This window comes from Curtobacterium sp. GD1, from assembly GCF_020882855.1.
GTDB lineage: Bacteria > Actinomycetota > Actinomycetes > Actinomycetales > Microbacteriaceae > Curtobacterium.
On sequence record NZ_JAFEVQ010000008.1, the window covers coordinates 1 to 18465 of the forward strand.

At 73.4% G+C, this 18465-nt stretch carries 20 protein-coding genes; 13 read left to right on the plus strand and 7 right to left on the minus strand.

Annotated features, from left to right (window positions below):
* The first annotated feature begins 62 nt into the window (after positions 1-62).
* The 6 genes from JSX79_RS05815 to JSX79_RS05840 all read left to right on the plus strand — a co-directional run bounded on the left by JSX79_RS05815 (position 63) and on the right by JSX79_RS05840 (position 3293).
* Positions 63-638, plus strand: coding sequence for a DUF6286 domain-containing protein (locus JSX79_RS05815; RefSeq protein ID WP_229085437.1), 576 nt, complete (start codon positions 63-65; stop codon positions 636-638).
* Complete coding sequence (locus tag JSX79_RS05820; RefSeq protein WP_229085438.1) at positions 635-1198, plus strand: alkaline shock response membrane anchor protein AmaP; 564 nt, start codon at positions 635-637, stop codon at positions 1196-1198. Before JSX79_RS05815 ends, JSX79_RS05820 begins: the two co-directional genes overlap by 4 nt.
* Before the next feature lie 87 nt (positions 1199-1285).
* Positions 1286-1459: a CsbD family protein gene (locus tag JSX79_RS05825; RefSeq protein WP_070418037.1), complete on the plus strand. Its 174-nt coding sequence runs from the start codon at positions 1286-1288 to the stop codon at positions 1457-1459.
* A 75-nt stretch (positions 1460-1534) separates the two neighbouring features.
* Entirely contained in the window at positions 1535-2656 is a 1122-nt protein-coding gene (locus JSX79_RS05830; RefSeq protein ID WP_229085439.1) for an Asp23/Gls24 family envelope stress response protein, read from the plus strand.
* Positions 2653-3069, plus strand: coding sequence for an MFS transporter permease (locus JSX79_RS05835; protein WP_070418035.1), 417 nt, complete (start codon positions 2653-2655; stop codon positions 3067-3069). The genes JSX79_RS05830 and JSX79_RS05835 overlap by 4 nt, the downstream gene beginning before the upstream one ends.
* A gap of 38 nt (positions 3070-3107) precedes the next feature.
* Complete coding sequence (locus JSX79_RS05840; protein WP_070418034.1) at positions 3108-3293, plus strand: hypothetical protein; 186 nt, start codon at positions 3108-3110, stop codon at positions 3291-3293.
* Positions 3294-3481: 188 nt separating this feature from the next.
* Here the strand turns inward: JSX79_RS05840 and JSX79_RS05845 are convergent, their stop codons facing one another.
* From JSX79_RS05845 to rimK, 4 genes are all read right to left on the minus strand, one after another.
* Positions 3482-4468, minus strand: coding sequence for an NAD-dependent epimerase/dehydratase family protein (locus tag JSX79_RS05845; RefSeq protein WP_229085440.1), 987 nt, complete (start codon positions 4466-4468; stop codon positions 3482-3484).
* On the minus strand, positions 4465-7179 hold the full coding sequence (locus JSX79_RS05850) for an alpha/beta fold hydrolase (protein WP_229085441.1): 2715 nt from the start codon (positions 7177-7179) through the stop codon (positions 4465-4467). The genes JSX79_RS05845 and JSX79_RS05850 overlap by 4 nt, the downstream gene beginning before the upstream one ends.
* Positions 7176-8249: a 3-oxoacyl-ACP synthase III gene (locus JSX79_RS05855; RefSeq protein WP_070419407.1), complete on the minus strand. Its 1074-nt coding sequence runs from the start codon at positions 8247-8249 to the stop codon at positions 7176-7178. Before JSX79_RS05855 ends, JSX79_RS05850 begins: the two co-directional genes overlap by 4 nt.
* An 89-nt stretch (positions 8250-8338) precedes the next feature.
* Positions 8339-9532, minus strand: coding sequence for a 30S ribosomal protein S6--L-glutamate ligase (rimK, locus tag JSX79_RS05860; protein ID WP_070418032.1), 1194 nt, complete (start codon positions 9530-9532; stop codon positions 8339-8341).
* A gap of 64 nt (positions 9533-9596) precedes the next feature.
* Between rimK and JSX79_RS05865 the strand changes: the two genes are divergently transcribed.
* Together JSX79_RS05865 and JSX79_RS05870 are read left to right on the plus strand one after the other, a co-directional pair.
* Entirely contained in the window at positions 9597-10079 is a 483-nt protein-coding gene (locus JSX79_RS05865) for a RimK/LysX family protein (protein ID WP_092388521.1), read from the plus strand.
* Positions 10079-10990 (plus strand): serine hydrolase, encoded by a 912-nt coding sequence (locus JSX79_RS05870; protein WP_229085442.1) that lies wholly within the window; start codon positions 10079-10081, stop codon positions 10988-10990. The genes JSX79_RS05865 and JSX79_RS05870 overlap by 1 nt, the downstream gene beginning before the upstream one ends.
* A 221-nt stretch (positions 10991-11211) precedes the next feature.
* Here JSX79_RS05870 and JSX79_RS05875 read toward each other — a convergent pair whose 3' ends face one another.
* Positions 11212-12105 (minus strand): alpha/beta hydrolase family protein, encoded by an 894-nt coding sequence (locus JSX79_RS05875; RefSeq protein ID WP_229085443.1) that lies wholly within the window; start codon positions 12103-12105, stop codon positions 11212-11214.
* 117 nt (positions 12106-12222) lie between these two features.
* Complete coding sequence (locus JSX79_RS05880; protein ID WP_229085444.1) at positions 12223-12813, minus strand: TetR/AcrR family transcriptional regulator; 591 nt, start codon at positions 12811-12813, stop codon at positions 12223-12225.
* Positions 12814-12836: 23 nt separating this feature from the next.
* On the opposite strand from JSX79_RS05880, the gene JSX79_RS05885 reads away from it, so the two are divergent.
* Complete coding sequence (locus JSX79_RS05885) at positions 12837-14078, plus strand: MFS transporter (RefSeq protein WP_229085445.1); 1242 nt, start codon at positions 12837-12839, stop codon at positions 14076-14078.
* Here JSX79_RS05885 and JSX79_RS05890 read toward each other — a convergent pair.
* The gene (locus tag JSX79_RS05890; RefSeq protein ID WP_229085446.1) at positions 13984-14322 is read right to left on the minus strand and encodes a YciI family protein; all 339 of its coding nucleotides are present in this window, start codon (positions 14320-14322) and stop codon (positions 13984-13986) included. The genes JSX79_RS05885 and JSX79_RS05890 overlap by 95 nt on opposite strands.
* Positions 14323-14386: 64 nt before the next feature.
* On the opposite strand from JSX79_RS05890, the gene JSX79_RS05895 reads away from it, so the two are divergent.
* The 4 genes from JSX79_RS05895 (at position 14387) to JSX79_RS05910 (ending at position 18406) form a co-directional block, all read left to right on the plus strand.
* Positions 14387-15652, plus strand: a complete 1266-nt coding sequence (locus JSX79_RS05895) for a sensor histidine kinase (protein ID WP_070418026.1) — start codon at positions 14387-14389, stop codon at positions 15650-15652.
* Complete coding sequence (locus tag JSX79_RS05900) at positions 15634-16314, plus strand: response regulator transcription factor (RefSeq protein WP_071295732.1); 681 nt, start codon at positions 15634-15636, stop codon at positions 16312-16314. The genes JSX79_RS05895 and JSX79_RS05900 overlap by 19 nt, the downstream gene beginning before the upstream one ends.
* A gap of 137 nt (positions 16315-16451) precedes the next feature.
* Positions 16452-17333, plus strand: coding sequence for an ABC transporter ATP-binding protein (locus tag JSX79_RS05905; protein WP_070418024.1), 882 nt, complete (start codon positions 16452-16454; stop codon positions 17331-17333).
* The gene (locus JSX79_RS05910) at positions 17330-18406 is read left to right on the plus strand and encodes an ABC transporter permease (protein ID WP_070418023.1); all 1077 of its coding nucleotides are present in this window, start codon (positions 17330-17332) and stop codon (positions 18404-18406) included. The genes JSX79_RS05905 and JSX79_RS05910 overlap by 4 nt, the downstream gene beginning before the upstream one ends.
* Positions 18407-18465: the final 59 nt, after the last annotated feature.

Genomic DNA, 18465 nt, shown 5'->3' on the forward strand with positions numbered 1-18465 from the left:
CCCACATCGAACTCACCGGGATCGTGCGCGAGCACCAGTCCCGGATCGCCTAGGAGGCCATCATGAGCAACGGTTCCGTCGAACGACGCATCCGTCGCCGGAGCGTGCACCGCTCCCGCTCGACCGCAGTGGCGGTGTCGCTCGTGGTGCTCGCCCTGGTGGCTGCGTGGATCGGCACCGAAGCGGTCCTCGCCGGCATCGGCCGGCCCCCGCTGCTCGCCGACCCGCAGACCGTCGTCGACGCTGCGCTCCGCCCGGACGCCGCGTTCGTCACGATCGCGGAGGTCATCGCCGTGGTCCTTCTGGTCCTCGGCGTGGTCCTGATCGTCCTGGCCCTGAAGCCCGGCCGGCAGCACCGCTCCGTCATCGACCACGACCGCGGTGCCGTCGTCATCGACACCCGCATCCTCGCCTCCACCGCCGCGAACGCCGCCGGGATGGCCGCGGGAGTCCCGGAGGGCAACGCCTCCGCGACCGCCCGTGGACGCTCCACGAAGGTCCGTGTGGTGCCCGTCAGCGGGATCCCCGTCGACGACACGGTCATCCGCGACGCCGTCCGGGACCGCCTCTCGGGGTTGGACGAACGCTTCGGCCGACGCGTCAGCGTCACGGTCGAGGAGAAGGGAACCCTCGCATGACGAAGAGCAACCGGACCCTGAACCGGATCATCCTGTTCGTCCTCGGCCTCGTTGCGGTCATCGTCGGCATCACCATCGGCGCGGGCGTCCTGCCCGCCGTCCGCGACGCGATCTCCGGCACCATCCAGCTGCCCCGGAACCTGAGCGTGCCGGCGTCGTCGCTGTGGATCATCGTCGCGGCATGCGCCGTGGTGATCGTGCTGGCGTTGGTGTGGGTGTTCACCCGCGGTGGGGGCGGCACGTCCGTCGCCGTCCGGGAACGCTCCGGCGACGACCAGGTCACCGTCAACGTCGCCCTCGTCCGCGACGTCGTCGACCACGAACTCGACGGTGTCCGCGACGTCATCAGCGCCCGCGTCGACACGTACATCGTCCGACGCCAACGCGCCGCACGCATCCGCGTCGCGGTCCGCCGCGGCGGCGACGCCGTCACCGTCCTCACCGCCGTCGACCGGGCCATCACCGTCCTGGACCGCACCCTCGGCCGGCAGATCCCGGTCCTCGTCCACCTCACCGGCGGCACCCGCTCCACCCTCGCCAAATCGACCCGCGTCCACTGACAGCCGTCAGTCGGACGTGACCCGGGCCTCCCGGCCCACCAGACCACCACCCACCGGGCACGCGCCCGACCGAAGAAAGGACCCGTCATGGGACTCGACGACAAGATCAAGAACGCTGCTCAGGACCTCGCCGGCAAGGCGAAGGAAGCGGTCGGCAAGGCCACGAACGACGACTCGAAGGTCGCCGAGGGCCAGAAGGACCAGGCCGCCGCGAGCGTCAAGCAGACCGGCGAGGACGTCAAGGACGTCTTCAAGAAGTAGGACGCACGAACCGTGTCGGGGCACTCGCCTGTCGAGTGCCCCGACGCGTTCCGGCGGACCGAACGAGGAGGAACCATGCAGCACGACCCGAATGCGCACACACAGGTCACCGAGGTGGCCCTGCCCGCGGAGCTCACGCAGCCGCTCCCAGACGACGCGAGCACCGTGGCGATCGTGGCCCGGACCGCGGCGGAGACCGCACTGGGCGTCCCCGGCGTGCACCACCTCGGCGGGATCGCCGCCCGCGCCGCCGACCAGTTCCGGCAGCAGCTCGGCCGCAGCGCCGGCACCGCTGGGGTGCAGGTCGACGACGAGGACGGCGCGCTGGGCGTGCGGGTCTCCGTCGTCGTCAGCTACCCGCACCCGGTGATCGCCGTCGCGGACGAGGTCCGCAAGCAGGTGACCGCGGCCACGCGCCAGGTCTCCGACGTCCCGACGTCCGTCGACGTCCGCGTGCTGGACGTGCACGGCCCGTTCGACGACGAGCAGTCGCCGCTCGGCCGCGCGGCAGAGGCCACCGGCGACGCGGTCAAGCAGGCCGCGACCGCCACCGCCGACGCCACCAAGCGAGCCACCGACGCCACGGGTGAGGCGCTCAAGGAGGCCGCGACGGTCACCGCGGACGCCACGAAGCGCGCCGCGTCCGCCACGGCCGACGTGACGAAGCGCACCGCCGAGGCAACGGCCGACGTCGCTCGACAGGCCGCCGACGCCACCCGCGACGCCGCGGAGGCCACCGTCGAGCAGGCCGGCAAGGCAGCCGATGCCACGGCCGACGCCACCCGCCGTGCGGCCGACGCGACCGCCGACGCCACGAAGCGCGCCGTCGACAGCGCAGCCGAGACCACCGGCAACGTCCGGGACGCGGCAGCGGAAGCGCTCGTCCGGTCCTCCGAGTTGGCAGCGGACGCCGCCGACTCGGCGAAGGACGCCGCGGCCGGCGCACGTGACGCCGTCGTCGACACCGTGACCGAACCTGCTGCCACCGAGTCCGCGGCGCCCGCGGATCGTGCAGCTGCGGCTGCCGAGGCAGCGGAGGACGCTGCCGACGCCGCGGAGGACGCAGCCGCAGCAGCGGCCGAGTCGGCCGACGCAGCCGCACAGGCGGCCGCTGACGACGCACCGGCCGGGTCGGACGCACCGGTCGTGTCGGACACCGACGCGCAGGCCGGTCGGCACCGCCAGGACCGCTCGTGACCACCGCGTGGTCGGGCAACCGCCGGACGAAGGTCCGGCGGCCCCGCCCCCGCGGCGTCTGGATCGCGAGCGGCATCGGCGTCGTCCTGGTCCTCGGGACGTTGCTCGGTGCGTTCCTCCCCCTCGTCGGGTTCCTCGGCGGGGTCACCGCCACCACCGCCGGACTCGTCCCGTTCCCGTTCGTCCGGGTGACGATCGTGGCGCTGCTCGGGGCCGTCGTGGTCCTCGGGTTGCTGCTCCTGGCGTTCACCCGACGGCACACCACCACGGCGACGATCGCCGTCGTGCTCGCCGTCCTGGTCAGCATCGCCGTGACCGCGGTCCCGGTCGTCCTGGTGGCCGTCGGTTCGGCGGACCGCGCTGGCGACGTGTGGCCCATCGTCACGGAGCTCTGGAACCGCTTCACCGGCTGATGTCCTCGGCCGCCCGCACCACCATCGAAGGAGTCCCCATGCGCAACCGCATCATCCTCATCGGCGCCATCGTCTTCATCGGGTTCTGGTTCGGCGCGCGCGCCACCCGCCCCGTGAACAAGAAGTCGAAGACCCAGACCGCGCGCGAGCTGTGGAACGACCCGCGTTCGCGGAAGGCACGCAAGAAGCTCGGCAAGAAGATCGCCAAGGCGACCAAGCACTGACACCACTGGAGGCGCGGTGCACGTGACCCGATCTGGGTCACGTGCACCGCGCCTCCAGTCCGCTACGGTTGCTCCCCGCCTGGCGGCTCGGACCGGCACCCGATCCTGCGCCGGGGCACCCCGGAGGACCGTGTCGAGGGTGCGACCCTCACGCTCGGCCACGAGTGGCAGATGCGTGCCGTCGACGACTACGTGGCCGCCGACGAGGCCTGAGCGGCAGCGAGCCGGCCGAGCCCCTCGTCGATCGACACCGCGGGCGTCCACTGCAGGTCACGACGGGTGCGCCGCTGGTCGAACCAGTGCGCCGTCGACAGCTGCTCGGCGAGGAACCGGGTCATCGGCGGCTCGTCCTCGCCCGGACGCACACGCCAGACCGCCTCGACGAGCGACCCTGCGAACCGGGCCACCCCGGCCGGCACGTGCACCCGAGGCGCCGGGACCCCGGACGCGGTGCAGATCCCGGCGAGCAGGTCCCCGACGGGCCGAGGTTCCCCGTTCGTCACGACGTACGCATTGCCGTGCACCCCGTCGTCGGCGGCGTGGTCGAGCGCGGCGACCATCGCGGACGCGGCGTTGTCGACGTAGAGCGTGTCGATGAGCGCGGCGCCGGAGTCGAGCAGCGGCAGGCGCCCCGTGCGGGCACGGTCGACGATCCGGCCGACGAGCTGCGTGTCACCGGGGCCCCACACGAGGTGCGGGCGGACGGCGACGACGGCGAACCCGGGCGCGTCCGCGGCGAGTGCGAGCAGCTCGGCCGCGGCCTTCGTGCGGGCGTAGTCGCCGCGGGCCCGCGCGGGCTCGGCGGGCCCGGCGTCCGCGCCGACGAGGGACGACCCGGTGTGCGCGACCGAGGGCGAGGAGACGAACACGAACCGCTCGACCCCGGCGCCACGTGCAGCGTCGAGGAGCGTCCGGGTGCCGTCGATGTTCACGCGGACGAAGTCGTCGGGGTCGCCGGCGAGCGAGACCTTGGCGGCGAGGTGGACGACCACCTCGATGCCGTCGACGGCCCGGGCCACGGCTGCGGGGTCGGTCATGCTGCCGAGCACGTCCGACACTCCCTCGACCCCGGAGGGCCGTCGCTGGAACGTCCGGACCTCGTGCCCCGCAGCACGCACGGCCGCGGCGGTCGCCTGCCCGAGGAACCCGCTCGCACCGGTGACGAGGACCCTCACGGCCGGACCATCCGTCCACCCGACAGCACCGAGGCCGCCCACCGGGACAGCCGTGCACGGTCGACCTTCGAGTTGTGCCGGATGTCGGTCGGGAGCTCGGGCACCGTCAGCACCGCGGCGACGGGGATCCCCGCGGCAGCCCGGACGGCCCGGGCGAGGTCGGGGTCGGCGAGTGCCGGCCGACGAGTGCGGCGCCCACCGGTCGTCTCCACGACGGCGACGGCCTGCTGCGTGCCGCGGGGCCCGATGCCGGCGAGCCCGGCGCGGCCCACACCGGGGACGCGCTCGATCCGCTGCTCGGGACCGACGGGCGTGACGACCCCGTCCGCCGTGGTGAGCACGTGCTGCAGGCGTCCCTCGACCCAGAGCCGACCGGCATCATCGAGGTGGCCGACGTCGCCCGTGCGGTGCCCGCGCGGGTCCGCCACACCGAGTCGCGACACCCGGTTCTGGCGCCAGAGCCGGTCGTACCGCTCGCGGACGTGCGGCGCCGCGACGACGATCTCGCCCGTGACGCCCGGGTCCTCGGTCAGCGCACCGGTCGGCTCGCCGGAGTCGTCGAGCGGGGCGATCCGCACGCGGACGCCGGTGGCGGGTCGGCCCACGCAGATGCCGTCCTCGTCCGGGGTGTCGGCGGCCGCGGCGCGCACACCGTCGAGGTCGACGTCGGTCATCAGCAGCCCCTCGGTCATCCCGTAGGGCGTGTGGGCGCTCGCGTTCGGCATGAGCTCGGTGGCCGCGGTCAGCAGCTCGGCCGACACCGGAGCACCGGCCGACAGGAACAGCCGCACGCGACCGAGCGCTGCACGGTCCGCTGCCGTGAGTGCGCCGGCGGTCGCCACGACGTTCGCGACGGCCGCGGGTGACAGGAACACGACGGTGGCGTCCGCCGCGGTGACCGAGTCGGCGACCGCCCGAGCGGTCAGGGTCCGGGGCGCGGTGACGTCCATGTCGGGTGCGACCGACCGGGCGCCGAGCGCGGGACCGAGGAGCGCGAACGGGGCGAACCCGGCGACGAGGCCGGTGCCGACGCCGATGTCGTACTGCGCCGCGAGGGTGTCACGGACCGCGCCGAGCTGCCCGTGCGTGTACACGACGCCCTTTGCCGGCCCGGTCGACCCGGACGTGAAGAGGACCGCGGCCGGCGCGTCGGACGACGGCGCTCCGGGCAGCGCGGTGCCCCGTGCGAGGCGCTGCGCTCCGCGTCGTGCGACCTCGACGAGCGTGTGCTCGACCCGGAGCGCCCGACGAGCAGGCGCCGGCAACGACACCGTCGCGATGCGCCGACCGGGCCAGCCGAGCGCGCGTGCGGCCCCGAGGCCGGGCAGCGCGCCGATGATCCAGTCGGGACGGGCACCGCGCACCGCACGGGTCAGGCCGCGCAGGCCGAGCCCGGCATCGGCCACCACGACGACCGCCCCGATGCGCACGCTGGCGTACAGGACGGCGGTCAGGTCCGCGCCGGGGGTGACGAGGAGCGAGACGCGGTCACCGGCGCGGACGCCGAGGTCGACCAGTCCGGCCGCGATCTCGTCGACCCGGCGGGCGAGCAACCGCCACGAGACGGTCCGGGGACCGCCGGCGGCGGCCATCTCGACGAGCGCGGCCTCGTCGCTGTCGCGCAGCTCGTCGAGTGCGGCCCAGAGCGGGCGGCTCACGTCGGCGTCGTCGTCGGTGGGGGCCTGGAGGGACGGCTCGGCCCCCGCGGGCACGCGACCGTCCGGCAGGTGGTCACCGAGCCACTCGACGACCGTCCCGGCGACGTCGGCGTCGTCCGGCAGCAGGTGCCCGGCGCCCTCGAAGCGGTGGACGTCCGCGTGCGGCAGCCGCTCCGCGAGGTCGTCGAGGTAGCGCTCCAGGAACACCGGGTCGCGCGGCCCCCACATCACGAGGGCGGGGACCTCGAGCGCGGCGACGCCGGCAGCGATCCGGTCGAGCTCGGGTGCGCTCGGGTGGTCGTCGTCGACGGGGATGTCGGCCACGAACCCGCCGACGCCCCCGCGACGGGCCGCTCCGCGGTAGGGCGCGCGGTACGCATCCGCGGTGGGACGGTCGAGCCGCGGGTGGGCGATCGCGAGCGTCGTCTCGAGGAACGCCGGCGTCAGCACCGTGGCACGGCCGAGGAGCTCCGGACGGAGCGCGAGCCGCAGCGGTGCGGGGATCGGGGCGTCGTCGGGCTGGTGCACGGCGGTGTTGCACGTCGTGACGGCCACCACGAGGTCCGGGTGGTCGACCGCCCAGCCGAGGGAGACGACACCGCCCCAGTCGTGCCCGAGGGTGACCACCGGGCCGGACAGCCCGAGTTCGTCGGTCAGCGCGCCGAGGTCCCGCACGCGGTCCGCGAGCCCGTGCTGCACGCCGGTGCGCTCCGAGAAGCCCATGTCGAGCTGGTCGACCGCGACGACCCGCCATGCCGGACCACCGACGGCGGCGACGTCGAGCGAGGCGCGGAGCACCGACCGCCACAGGTACGACCAGGTCGGGTTGCCGTGCACGCACAGCAGCGTGCCGACGGGTTCCACACCGAGCGCGGCCAGGGAGCCGGCCGTGTCGAGGAGGTGCCACGAGCGCTCGGGGCGAGCCGTGCCTCCTGGATCCGCAGCGGCGGGGACCGTGACGATGCGCGACCAGGCGGGGTCGAGTCCGGGCAGGGGCGGCGGGGGCGTCGCCGGAGCCGTGGCAGCGGCGACGCGCGGGAGGCCGGACCTCACCAGCGCAGTTCCATCATCGCCGTGTTGATGCCGGAGCCGACACCGCCGAGGAACACCCGGTCGCCGGGGCGGATGGCACCGCGGGCGACCTCGTCCGCGAGGGTGATCGGGATCGACGCCGGACCGACGTTGCCGAAGCGCTCGTACGTCGTCGGGACCTTGTCGCGCGGGACGCCGATGGCCTCGACGAAGGCGTTCGTGTGCACGTCGGAGACCTGGTGGAGCACGTAGCGGTCCATGTCGGCCCAGTCGAAGTGGGAGCGTGCTTCGTTCCAGGCGGCGACGACGAGTTCCATGCCGCCCTTGAGGAGCATCTTCGCGTCGGTGAACATGCCGTCGACGCTGCCGACGCAGAGGTCGTACCACTGGGTCGCCGCGCGGGTGACGCCGCCGACGATCCGGTGGCCGCCCGGGTGCATGTCCGCCGGACCGAGCACGGCCGCGGCGGCGCCGGACCCGAGCGTCAGGCTGGCGAACTCGCTCATGAAGTCCTTGCGGTTGCGGCCGCCCTGGTTCAGGCGCTCGATGGTGTTGAGCTGCACCTGGTCGGCGTCCTCGCCGTCCACCACGAGCGCGTACTTGATCTGACCGGAGTCGATCATGCCCGCGGCGACGCTCATCGCGTTGACGAACCCGAGGCAGGCGTTCGCGATGTCGAAGTTGATCGCGGACGACGGCAGGCCGAGCCCGTGGTGCAGGCGCACGGCGACCGACGGCTCGAGGTGCGGGCGCGTCACCGACGTGTTGATGAGCAGGCCGACGTCCTCGGGGCGGATGCCCGCCTCGGCCATGGCGCGTCGTCCGGCGTCGATGGCGGCGTCCTGGAAGGACTGCCCCTCGCCCCAGTTCCGGCGCTCCTTGACGCCGGCCACGCGCTCGAGGAGCCCCATCGGCAGGCGCAGGCGTCGCAGCACCCCGCGGAGCTTCTCCTCGATGTCGGCCGAGGTGGTCACGCGTTCCGCCACGGTCGTCGCGACGGAGAGCAGCGCGACGTTGTCGTGCTTGGCCGTGGCGTTGCCGGGCCGCTCCGTTTCGGTGCTCGTCGCCTGGTCGACCGGCCGTTCCGTCATGATCGTCACCGACACATACTTCCGCATCTGGCCTGGGTACGCGATCCGGATGCGCTGACAGGCGGGGGACAGTGCACTCCGGATGTGCCTCACGCCTCGGGCTGACGCGGCTCCTTGGGCAGTTTGCGGACCTTCGCACGGCGCTTCCGGCGCTCGGGGATCATCGAGCGCATCTCCTCGAGCTTGCCGAAGCAGAGCAGGCGGTCGCCGGGCTCGAGGGCCACGCCGCTGCGCGGGTTCGGGATGACGCCCGAGCCGCGGTGCAGCGTCAGGACGGTGATGTCGCGGTCCCAGAGACCGGACTCCTTGATGGTCTTCCCGACGAGGTCGGCGTTCGTGTGCACGAGCAGCTCGGCGACGCCGTAGCCGGTCGAGACGGAGAGCCGCTGCCGGACGTCGATCTCGGGGAAGGCCACCTGGTTCGCGATGAAGTCGATGATCGCGCCGGCGATGTCGAGGCCGGTCGCGCGCTCGATGCCCTCGAGCCCCGGGGAGGAGTTGACCTCCATCACGAGCGGCCCGTCGTTGCCCTCGAGCATGTCGACGCCGGCGACCCGCAGGCCCATGATCTGCGCCGAGCGGACGGCGGCCTCTTCGTACTCGGGCGTCAGCGTGACCTTCTCGACCGTCCCGCCGCGGTGCACGTTCGACCGGAACTCGTCGCCGGAGGCGCTCCGCCGCATCGCCGCGACCACCCGGTCACCGACCACGAGCGCGCGGATGTCCTTGCCGCGGCTCTCCGAGATGAAGCTCTGGATGAGCACGTTCTGCTTCGTGGAGTGCAGGGTCTCGACGATCGACTCGGCGACCTTCGCCTCGGGAGCGAGGATCACGCCGATGCCCTGCGTGCCCTCGAGCAGCTTGATCACGACGGGCGCTCCGCCGACGCGCTCGATCGCCCCGCGGACGTCGGCGCGGCCGTTCACGAACGTCGTCGCGGGCATGCCGATGTCGTGCCGCGAGAGGATCTGGTTCGCCCGCAGCTTGTCGCGCGAGTTCGTGATCCCGTTGGCGGTGTTCGGCGTGTAGACGTCCATCTGCTCGAACTGCCGGACCACTGCGGTGCCGTAGTACGTGATCGAGTTCCCGATGCGCGGCAGCACGGCGTCGTAGTCGGACAGGAGCTTGCCGCGGTACTGCAGGTCGGGGTCGTCGCCGGTCAGGTCGATCGCGAACCGGAGCGTGTTGAGCACCTTCACCTCGTGCCCGCGGTCGATCGCGGCGGCCCGGAGGCGCTCCGTCGAGTACGCGTGCGGCGCACGCGACAGGATGGCGAGTTTCATCGAGGAGGCTCCGGGGTTGGTATCGACGGCGACGCTCCATCCAAGCATGCGACAGGATGGGCACATGGCCCGAGAACCGAAGTCACCGAACGGCGGTCTCGTGGTCGCTGGCTGGCGGGAGTGGGCGGCCCTGCCGAGCCTCGGCATCCCGTGGATCAAGGTGAAGCTCGACACCGGTGCGCGCAGCTCGGCGCTGCACGCGTTCGACCTCGAGGAACTCCCCGGCGACCGGGTCCGCTTCTCGGTGCACCCCTGGCAGGACACCGACGCCGACGCCGTCACGATCGAGTGCGACGTGCACGACCGGCGCATCGTCCGGAGCTCCACCGGGCACACCCAAGAGCGCATCGTGGTCCTCACCGAGATGTCCCTCGCCGGGCGTGTCTTCGAGGCCGAGGTCACGCTGAGCAACCGCGACCAGATGGGCTTCCGGATGCTCGTCGGCCGCGAGGCCCTGCGCCAGGGCTTCCTCGTCGACCCGGCTCGCTCGTTCATGGCCGGCCGGGCGCCGAAGGAGATCCGCCGCCGCAACCGCGGTCGCGCCTGATGACCGGGCCGTCCGGCGCTCCCGGATCCGCCGAGGTCGTCCTCGCGCGCATCGTCGCCGGCGTGGACGCCGAGCGACTCGGGGCGTACGGCGTGCACGTCCGGATCGGCGCCGACGAGGCCGAGCACCGGTGGCGGAGCGACGACCGGGTGAACGTGTACTCGGTGTCGAAGGGCGTCTGCGCGCTGGCCATCGGCATCGCGATCGACGCGGGCCTGCTCACGCTCGACACCCGTGTCCCCGAACTCCTCCCCGACGTCCCGCTCGGCGACGGCGTCGAGGCCGTCACCGTCCGGCACCTGCTCACGATGACGAGCGGGATCGACTTCGCGTGGTTCGGCGACGAGGTCGTGCCGTGGCCGGACCTCGCGGCCGAGATGCTACGCCGCCCCACGGTCGGACCCGGCTCGGTGTTCCGGTACAGCGACGCCAGCCCGTACGTCGCGATGCGCATGCTCGGCGCGGTGGTCGGCGACGTGCGCGACTGGCTCCTCCCCCGCCTGTTCGAACCGCTCGCCATCCACAACCCGCAGTGGCACCGGTGCCCGCTCGGCTGGATCGTCGGCGGCAGCGGACTCGAGGTCAGGACCTCCGAGCTCGCGCGCATCGGAACGCTGCTGCGAGATCGTGGCCGATGGGGCGCGACCCAGATCGTCCCGGCCGCGTGGGTCGACCGGATGCACTCGGACTGGGTGACGACGGGCGGCGGTGCACCCTTCGACCGCTACGGCCTCGCGGTGTGGGACGGCCCCGGCGAGACGTGGCGGCTGGACGGCAGGTACGGCCAGTACGTCGTCGTGGACCAGGCGCGCGACGCCGTCGTGACGATCACCGCCCACGAGGAGACGAACGACCACCGGCTCGCCGAGCTCGCCGCCGACGCGGTGCGCGGCCTGCGCGGGATCCGCTGAAGTCGTCCGCGCCGTGACCGTTCCGGTTCGCGGATCCCGGGGATCGTGAACCGGAACGGTCAGCGACGGAACCGGGAACGGCCGTGGGCCGGACCGATGGGCGGTCGGGAGGTGGGCCCCACCCGCCGGTACCGGCGTGACGCGCCAGCGGCTCGACCAGCCGACGGACGGGAGGGACGGTGCGGGGCCGACCCGCGCCTCCAGGCCGCCGTCGGCGCGGGTCAGGCCTGCAGGTGCCGACCCAGGAACCGCAGCTGCTGCGGCGCGAGCCGCCGCCAGTAGGCGGTGGTGTGCCCGCCCGGCTCGAACCCGCCGGCCGGTGCGGTCGCGAAGCCGTCGACGTACGCGCGCACGGCGGGCTCGAACCCGTCGCCGGTGCCGCAGTCGACGCGGACCGCGACGCCGTCGAGGGAGGACTGTCTGCCGAGCACCGTGTTCGCGGCGAAGTCCGCGGGGTCGTCGAAGGCGCCACGTGCCGTCTCCCCCGCCGACCGCCACAGCGCGGGGCTGATCGCGGACACCGCACGCACCCGCGCCGAGCCGAGCACGCCGGCGAGGTGGAGCGCGCCGTAGCCGCCCATCGAGTAGCCAGTGAACGCGAGCCGCGCGGTGTCGAACCCGCGGCGGGCGAGCAGCGGCAGGAACTCGTCGACGACCATCGCGGCGGGGTCGTCACCGTCCGCGCGGCGGTGCCAGTAGCGGTTGCCGCCGTCGATCGCGGCGATCGCGAACGGCGCTCCGCCCGCGGCGACGTGCGCGGCGAGGAACCGGTCGTAGCCGAGGTGGGAGCCGAAGAAGTCCGCGTGGTCGTCGCCGTAGCCGTGCAGGGCGACCGCGATCGGCAGGGGCCCGTCGGAGTGCGGCGCGGCGATCGTCCAGCCGACCTCGAGGCCCTTCCGAGCGCGGGACGTGAACGACCCGGACACCGTCGGCACCGGCGTGACGTCGGGGACGGTGCCCGCCGGTCCGTCGAGGCCGAGCACGCGGTACATCGTCGAGCGGCCGGGGAGCAGCCGGAGGTTCACGGCCTCGGCAGCGGCACCGGCCACGACGACCGCGGCGCCGCCCGCGAGGAGGGAGCGGCGGGTGATCCGGGCCGCGCGCGAGCTGCTCATGCGAGGGGGACGATGCCGTCCGCGGTCACACGCGTCGTCACGAGGGTCGAGGAGATCCGCTGCACACCGGGCAAGCTACCGAGTCGGGTACCGGAGCACCTCGGGTACACGCGGACGTCAGGTGTGAAGTCGCGCAGGAACCGGTCGCTCCGCCGCCCCGAGGAGCGCGTCGGCAACGGCACGCGCGGTAGCGGTCCCGAGGCCCGGTTCGCGGAGGCGCATCGCGAGGTACCCCGAGACGAGGAGCAGCAGCTGCTCGGCGAGTGCCCCCGCGTGTGCGCCGACCACGGGCTCGGCCGACTCGGTCAGGCGTCGCCGCAGGGTGTCCGTCTCACGGTCGAGGACCGCGCGGACGTCGGACGGTGCGTCGACGTACTCGGCCGCCGTGCCGAGGAACGCGCACCACCGCGACCCCGACGGCGTGGAGCGGTACGCGTCGAGGGCGTCGAACACCGCCAGCAGTCGGCCGCGGTCGTCCTCGGCGGCGGCGACGGCCCGGTCCCACGTGGCGAGCCAGTCGTCGTGTCGACGGGCCAGTGCCGCGGCGACGAGCGACTCCTTGCTGGCGTACCCGCGGTAGAGCGTGGCGCTCGAGATCCCCGCGCGCTCGAGGACGGCGTCGATCGGGGTCGCGGCGATGCCCTGGGTGAAGAAGAGCTCCTCGGCGGCGTCGAGCAGCTTCTGCTCGGTTCCTGGACGCATCGCCATGAGAGCACCCTAGGCTCTCAAAAGTGAAACGATCGTTTTTGTTACGACAGTCGGTGTTCCTGGGGAGCGGCCTCGGCCTGATCGCCGCGACGTACGGCCTGGTCCGGCTGGCGTACGGGCTGTTCCTGCCCGACGTCCAGCGGGACCTCGGGCTGCGCGCCGACGCTGCGGGGTGGGTCTCGTCCGGAGCCTCGGCGATGTACTGCGTCGGCGCCGTGGTCGGGTACCGCTGTGCCGGCCGCGTGCCCCGGGTCCTCGTGGCGGTCGCCGCCGTCGTCGCGGGCGGTGGTGCACTCGGCATGGCCGCGGCCGGCGACCCCACGGCGTTCGCGATCGCGTCGATCGTCGGTTCGGCCGGCGCGGGGCTGGCCTCGCCCGCACTCGTCAGTCTCGTGACGACCCTCGTGCCGCAGCAGGCACAGGGCCGGGCGCAGGCCGTGGTGAACGCCGGGACGGGCCCCGGCCTCGTCGCGGCGGGCGTGCTCGCGCTCGTGCTCCTGCCCGACTGGCGGACCGCGTGGACGTGGTCCGGGATCGCGGCGCTGGTCATCGGGGCGGTCCTGCTCGTGTCCGCGTGGTCGTCCCGCCGGACGGCGACGGCCGGGCAGACCCCCATGAAGCGAGCACCGGCCCCGGACCGGGCGTGGTGGACGGCGCACCGTGCGGTCCTCGTGCTCGCCCTGCTCTTCGGCGCAGGGTCGGCGGTCGTGTGGACCTACGGCCGCTCGGTGCTCGTCGACGCCGGCGCACCGGTCGCCGTCTCGGTGTCCGCGTGGATCGCGCTCGGCGCGGGCGGTGCCGCCGTCGTGGCGACCGCCCGGTGGACGAGTCGGCTGCGTGCCCGGACGCAGTGGACGCTCACCACCGCCGCCGTCGCCCTCGGTGTGCTGGCGCTCGGCACGGTGCCGCAGTGGACGCCCGTGGCGCTCGTCGCCTGCGCCGTGTTCGGCTGGGGGTACACGGCGGCGACCGGCGCCCTGATCGCGTGGACCACCGAGGTCGATCCGGAGCGGTCCTCGGCCGGCACCTCGGTGCTCTTCGTGGCGCTCGTCCTCGGCCAGGCCGGCGGTGCCGCGGCGGCCGGAGCGGTCGTTGAACCGCTCGGGTCGCTCGGCACGTTCGGGGCCGGGGCGCTCGTGACGGCCGCCTGTGCCGTGCTCGGTGCGCGGGTCAGAGCAGCGGGCGCAGCTCGATCTTCCGGTTGCACGCCACCGACGCCTCCTGCGCGACCCGCAGCGCGGTCTCGGCGTCCGGCAGGTCCATGACCCAGAACCCGGCGACGAACTCGGCCGGGTCCCCGACGAGCCCCGGGGTCGTGGTCGGCTCGGCGCGACGGGCGTCGACCACCACGGCGTCCGACGGCGCGGACACCCCGGCCGCGAAGACGACGGCGTCGCCGAGCCGCTCGTTGAGCGCGTCGACCGCGTCCGCCTCGGCCCGTGTCGCGGACTCGGTCCGACCGGCGGCCTCGGCCTGCCCGTCGTCGATGACGTTGACGAGGAACTGCATGGTGCCTCCCCTGTTCGGTTGGCGGCAGGCTACTCCGACCACCGCACCCGCTACCGTGGTGACCATGGGGACGACCGCGGAGTGGTCACGGCTGCCGGTGGGGCGCCGCGAGTTCCGCCAGGACGCCCTCCTCGCACTCGTCCTCGGCGCCGGGCTGGCGATCACGACGATGCTCTACGGGTCGGCCGGGACCTACGGCGACGACCAGGCAGCGTGGTGGGTCTCGGCACTGCTCGTCGTGGCAAACGCCGCACCGGTCGCGTTCCGCCGCCGCTGGCCGATGACGATGGCGGTCGTCTCGGCGCTGGCCTTCGCGGCGACGCAGATCCTGCACGTGCCCGAGGTCTTCCTCGTGAACTTCACGCTGTTCATCGCCCTGTACACGGTCGGTGCGTGGTGCTCGGACCGTGTGCGCGCCGAGCTCGTGCGCTGGGTGGTCATCGGCGGCATGTTCGCCTGGCTGTTCGTCGCGATCGCCTTCGGCTGGGCGGTGCCGAACGCGCTGCCGAACGACGACGGCGGCCTCATCCCGCCGTACATCGCGCTCTCGCTGCTCAACATCGTGATCAACGTCATCTACTTCGGCGCTGCCTGGTACGCCGGCAACCGGGCCTGGGCGTCGGCGGTGGCGAAGCACGAGCTCGACCTCCGCACCGCCGAGCTCGCCGCCGAACGCGAGCGGAGCGCTGCCCAGGCGGTGACGATCGAGCGCGTGCGCATCGCCCGCGAACTCCACGACGTCGTGGCGCACCACGTGTCGCTCATGGGGGTGCAGGCCGGCGCGGCTCGACGCGTGATCGGCCACGACCCCGAGCAGGCGACGGCATCGCTCGGCGTGGTCGAGCAGAGCGCCCGGACCGCCGTCGAGGAGCTCCGCCGGATGCTCGGCACCCTGCGTGCAGACGAGGACGGCGGCGACGACGTCCGCGCGGCTCCGAGCACCGAGGGGCTCGGCCGGATCGGCGAGCTCGCCGACTCGGCCCGGACGGCGGGGCACCCGACCGAGTACGTCGTGGTCGGCAGCGTCCGCGACGTCCCGCCCACGGTCTCGGCGGTCGCCTACCGGATCGCGCAAGAGGCCGTGACGAACGTCCTCAAGCACGCCGGCCCGACGGCCCGGGCGGACGTCCGGGTGCGGTACCTCGACGACGGCGTCGAGGTCGAGGTCACCGACGACGGACACGGCGACCGAGCACCGCGGAACACTGCGGGCAGCGGACTCGGCCACGTGGGGATGCGCGAACGCGTCGCCGCGGTGGGCGGACGGATCGAGATCGGGCCGCGCGCCCGGGGAGGCTGGCTGGTGCGGGCATGGCTGCCGACGACCTGACCATCGTGCTCGCGGACGACCAGGACCTCGTCCGGGCCGGCTTCCGCGTCATCCTCGAGTCCGAGCCGGGGTTCCGGGTCGTCGGCGAGGCCGCTGACGGCGCCGAGGCGGTCGAGGCCGTGCGGACGCTCCGACCGGACGTGGTGTGCCTCGACGTCCAGATGCCGAACGTCGACGGGCTCGAGGCGGCGCGTCGGATCGCCGCGCTCCCGGAGCCACCGGCCGTGCTCGTCCTGACGACCTTCGACCACGACGACGCCCTCTTCCAGGCGCTCGAGGCCGGGGCGAGCGGGTTCCTGCTGAAGAACGCCTCCCCCGAGCGGCTGATCGATGCCGTCCGCACCGTGGCGGCCGGCGACGCGCTGCTCGCCCCGGACGTGACCCGCCGGGTGATCAGCCGCGCGACCGCCGGGTCCGGGGCGCCCGCGGCACCGGACGGCGACGAGGCGGTCGTCACGGCAGGGCTGACCGAGCGTGAGACCGAGGTCCTCCGGCTGCTCGCCCGCGGGCTGAGCAACGCCGAGATCGCGACGGAGCTGTGGGTCGGTGAGGCGACCGTGAAGACCCACGTGTCGAACGTCCTCCAGAAGCTCGGACTGCGCGACCGCATCCAGGCGGTCGTCTGGGCCTTCGAGCACGGCGTGGCCGGAACTCCCGCCTAGACCCCCGTCCGACCCGCGCTCCCCCACGCGGCGGAGCCCGCAGTGCCCCGATCCCCGTCGCCAGCCGGAGGCGCCCGTCGCACCCCGCGCAATAGCGTCGACGCAGGCGGAGCGAACCGCCGCGAGAGGGGAACGACATGCTCACCATCGACGGGGTGACCAAGCAGTACGGCGACCGCCGCGTGCTCGACGACGTGACGTTCACGGTCGGCGACGGACGCCTGACCGGGTTCGTCGGCGGCAACGGCGCCGGCAAGACCACCACGATGCGGATCCTGCTCGGCGTACTCCAGGCCGACGCCGGCACCGTGTCCATCGACGGCACCACGATCGGCCCGGCCGACCGTCGCCGCTTCGGCTACATGCCGGAGGAGCGCGGGCTCTACCCGAAGATGCCGGTCGCCGAGCAGATCACGTACTTCGCCCGGCTGCACGGCGTCGACAAGCGCACCGCGGCGAGCCGCACCACCGACCTGCTCGACCGGCTCGGCCTGGCGCCGCACGCCACCGACGCCGTCGAGAAGCTGTCCCTCGGCAACCAGCAGCGCGTGCAGGTCGCCGCCGCGCTCGCCCACGACCCCGAGGTCCTCGTGCTCGACGAGCCGTTCTCCGGCCTCGACCCGATGGCGGTCGACGTCGTGCTCGCCGTCCTGCGCGAGGCAGCGGCGGGCGGCGTGCCCGTGCTGTTCTCGAGCCACCAGCTGGACGTCGTCGAGCGGCTCTGCGACGACGTCGTGGTGATCGCCGGGGGCACGATCCGCGCCGCCGGCCCGCAGGACGAACTGCGGAAGCAGGCCGGCCCCGCCGCGTGGGAGCTCCTCGTCGACGGGGACGTCGCCTGGCTCCGCGACGAACCGGGCGTCACCGTCCGCGAGTTCGACGGCGGGTACGCCGTGTTCGAGGCCGACGACGCCACCGCGCAGCGCGTCCTGCAGCGGGCCGTCCAGCACGGCACCGTCGGGTCGTTCTCGCCGCGTGTCCCGCGGCTCAGCGAGGTCTTCCGGGAGGTCGTCCGATGAACGGCTCGTTCGTCCAGTCCGTCCGGCTCGTCGCCGCGCGCGAGATCCAGGCCCGCGTCCGCAGCAAGGCGTTCGTCGTGTCCGCCTGCATCCTCATCCTCATGGTCGTCGCGTCGATCGTCGTCGGCGGCATCGTCGGCAAGGCCACGGCGGGCGACACCACCCCGGTCGCGGTCGTCGACGGGGTCAGCCTGCCGACGAGCAAGGGGCTCGACGTCACCGAGGCGCCGACCGCTGCCGCCGCCGAACGACTCGTCGAGAACGGTGACGTCGACGCGGCGGTCCTGCCGTCCGACGACCCGCTCGGCTACAAGGTCGTGGGGCTCGACGACGCCCCGACCGACGTCGTCCAGGCGCTGAGCGTCTCCCCCCGCATCGAGCTGCTCGACCCGAACGCGATCCCCGGTGGCCTGATCTACATCGTGGCGCTGGCCTTCGGCGTCGTGTACTTCGCGTCCGCCGTGACCTTCGGTCAGTCGATCGCGCAGAGCGTCGTCGAGGAGAAGTCCACCCGCGTCGTCGAGATCCTGATGGCGGCGATCCCGGCCCGGGCGCTCCTGGCCGGCAAGGTCCTCGGCAACAGCGTGATGGCGTTCGCGCAGATCGTCGCGGTGGCGATCGCGGCGGCGGTGACGCTCGCGGTCACCGGGCAGGACAACATGTTCACGGTGCTCGGCCCGAGCATGCTCTGGTTCGTCGGGTTCTTCGCGATCGGCTTCGTGCTCATCGCCTCGCTGTTCGCGGCGGCCGCGGTGCTCGTCTCCCGTCAGGAGGACGTCGGCAGCGTCACCACCCCCGTGATGATGCTCGTGATGATCCCGTACATCCTCATCATCGTCGCGTACAACAACCCGACGATCCTCGGCGTGATGTCCTACGTGCCGTTCAGCGCGCCGATCGGGATGCCGATGCGGATCTTCCTCGGGACCGCCGAGTGGTGGGAGCCGATCCTGTCCCTCGTCATCGTGGCGGTCTCGGTCGTGCTCGTCGTGGTCGTCGGCGCCCGGATCTACGAGAACGCGCTGCTGCGCACCGGCAGCCGGGTGAAGCTGACGGAGGCACTGCGCGGCTGACGCCGCAGGACCGGACGGGAGGCGCGGTGCGGGTGAGCGGATCTGCTCACCCGCACCGC

Bases quoted from the DNA above. Each gene is read 5' to 3' on its own strand.
- JSX79_RS05855 (WP_070419407.1), bottom strand. From the start codon at position 8,249: ATGACGGAACGGCCGGTCGACCAGGCGACGAGCACCGAAACGGAGCGG.
- rimK (WP_070418032.1), bottom strand. From the start codon at position 9,532: ATGAAACTCGCCATCCTGTCGCGTGCGCCGCACGCGTACTCGACGGAG.
- JSX79_RS05910 (WP_070418023.1), top strand. From the start codon at position 17,330: ATGAACGGCTCGTTCGTCCAGTCCGTCCGGCTCGTCGCCGCGCGCGAG.
- JSX79_RS05820 (WP_229085438.1), top strand. From the start codon at position 635: ATGACGAAGAGCAACCGGACCCTGAACCGGATCATCCTGTTCGTCCTC.
- JSX79_RS05890 (WP_229085446.1), bottom strand. From the start codon at position 14,322: ATGCAGTTCCTCGTCAACGTCATCGACGACGGGCAGGCCGAGGCCGCC.
- JSX79_RS05900 (WP_071295732.1), top strand. From the start codon at position 15,634: ATGGCTGCCGACGACCTGACCATCGTGCTCGCGGACGACCAGGACCTC.
- JSX79_RS05815 (WP_229085437.1), top strand. From the start codon at position 63: ATGAGCAACGGTTCCGTCGAACGACGCATCCGTCGCCGGAGCGTGCAC.
- JSX79_RS05825 (WP_070418037.1), top strand. From the start codon at position 1,286: ATGGGACTCGACGACAAGATCAAGAACGCTGCTCAGGACCTCGCCGGC.
- JSX79_RS05865 (WP_092388521.1), top strand. From the start codon at position 9,597: ATGGCCCGAGAACCGAAGTCACCGAACGGCGGTCTCGTGGTCGCTGGC.
- JSX79_RS05875 (WP_229085443.1), bottom strand. From the start codon at position 12,105: ATGAGCAGCTCGCGCGCGGCCCGGATCACCCGCCGCTCCCTCCTCGCG.
- JSX79_RS05870 (WP_229085442.1), top strand. From the start codon at position 10,079: ATGACCGGGCCGTCCGGCGCTCCCGGATCCGCCGAGGTCGTCCTCGCG.
- JSX79_RS05905 (WP_070418024.1), top strand. From the start codon at position 16,452: ATGCTCACCATCGACGGGGTGACCAAGCAGTACGGCGACCGCCGCGTG.
- JSX79_RS05830 (WP_229085439.1), top strand. From the start codon at position 1,535: ATGCAGCACGACCCGAATGCGCACACACAGGTCACCGAGGTGGCCCTG.
- JSX79_RS05880 (WP_229085444.1), bottom strand. From the start codon at position 12,813: ATGGCGATGCGTCCAGGAACCGAGCAGAAGCTGCTCGACGCCGCCGAG.
- JSX79_RS05840 (WP_070418034.1), top strand. From the start codon at position 3,108: ATGCGCAACCGCATCATCCTCATCGGCGCCATCGTCTTCATCGGGTTC.
- JSX79_RS05895 (WP_070418026.1), top strand. From the start codon at position 14,387: ATGGGGACGACCGCGGAGTGGTCACGGCTGCCGGTGGGGCGCCGCGAG.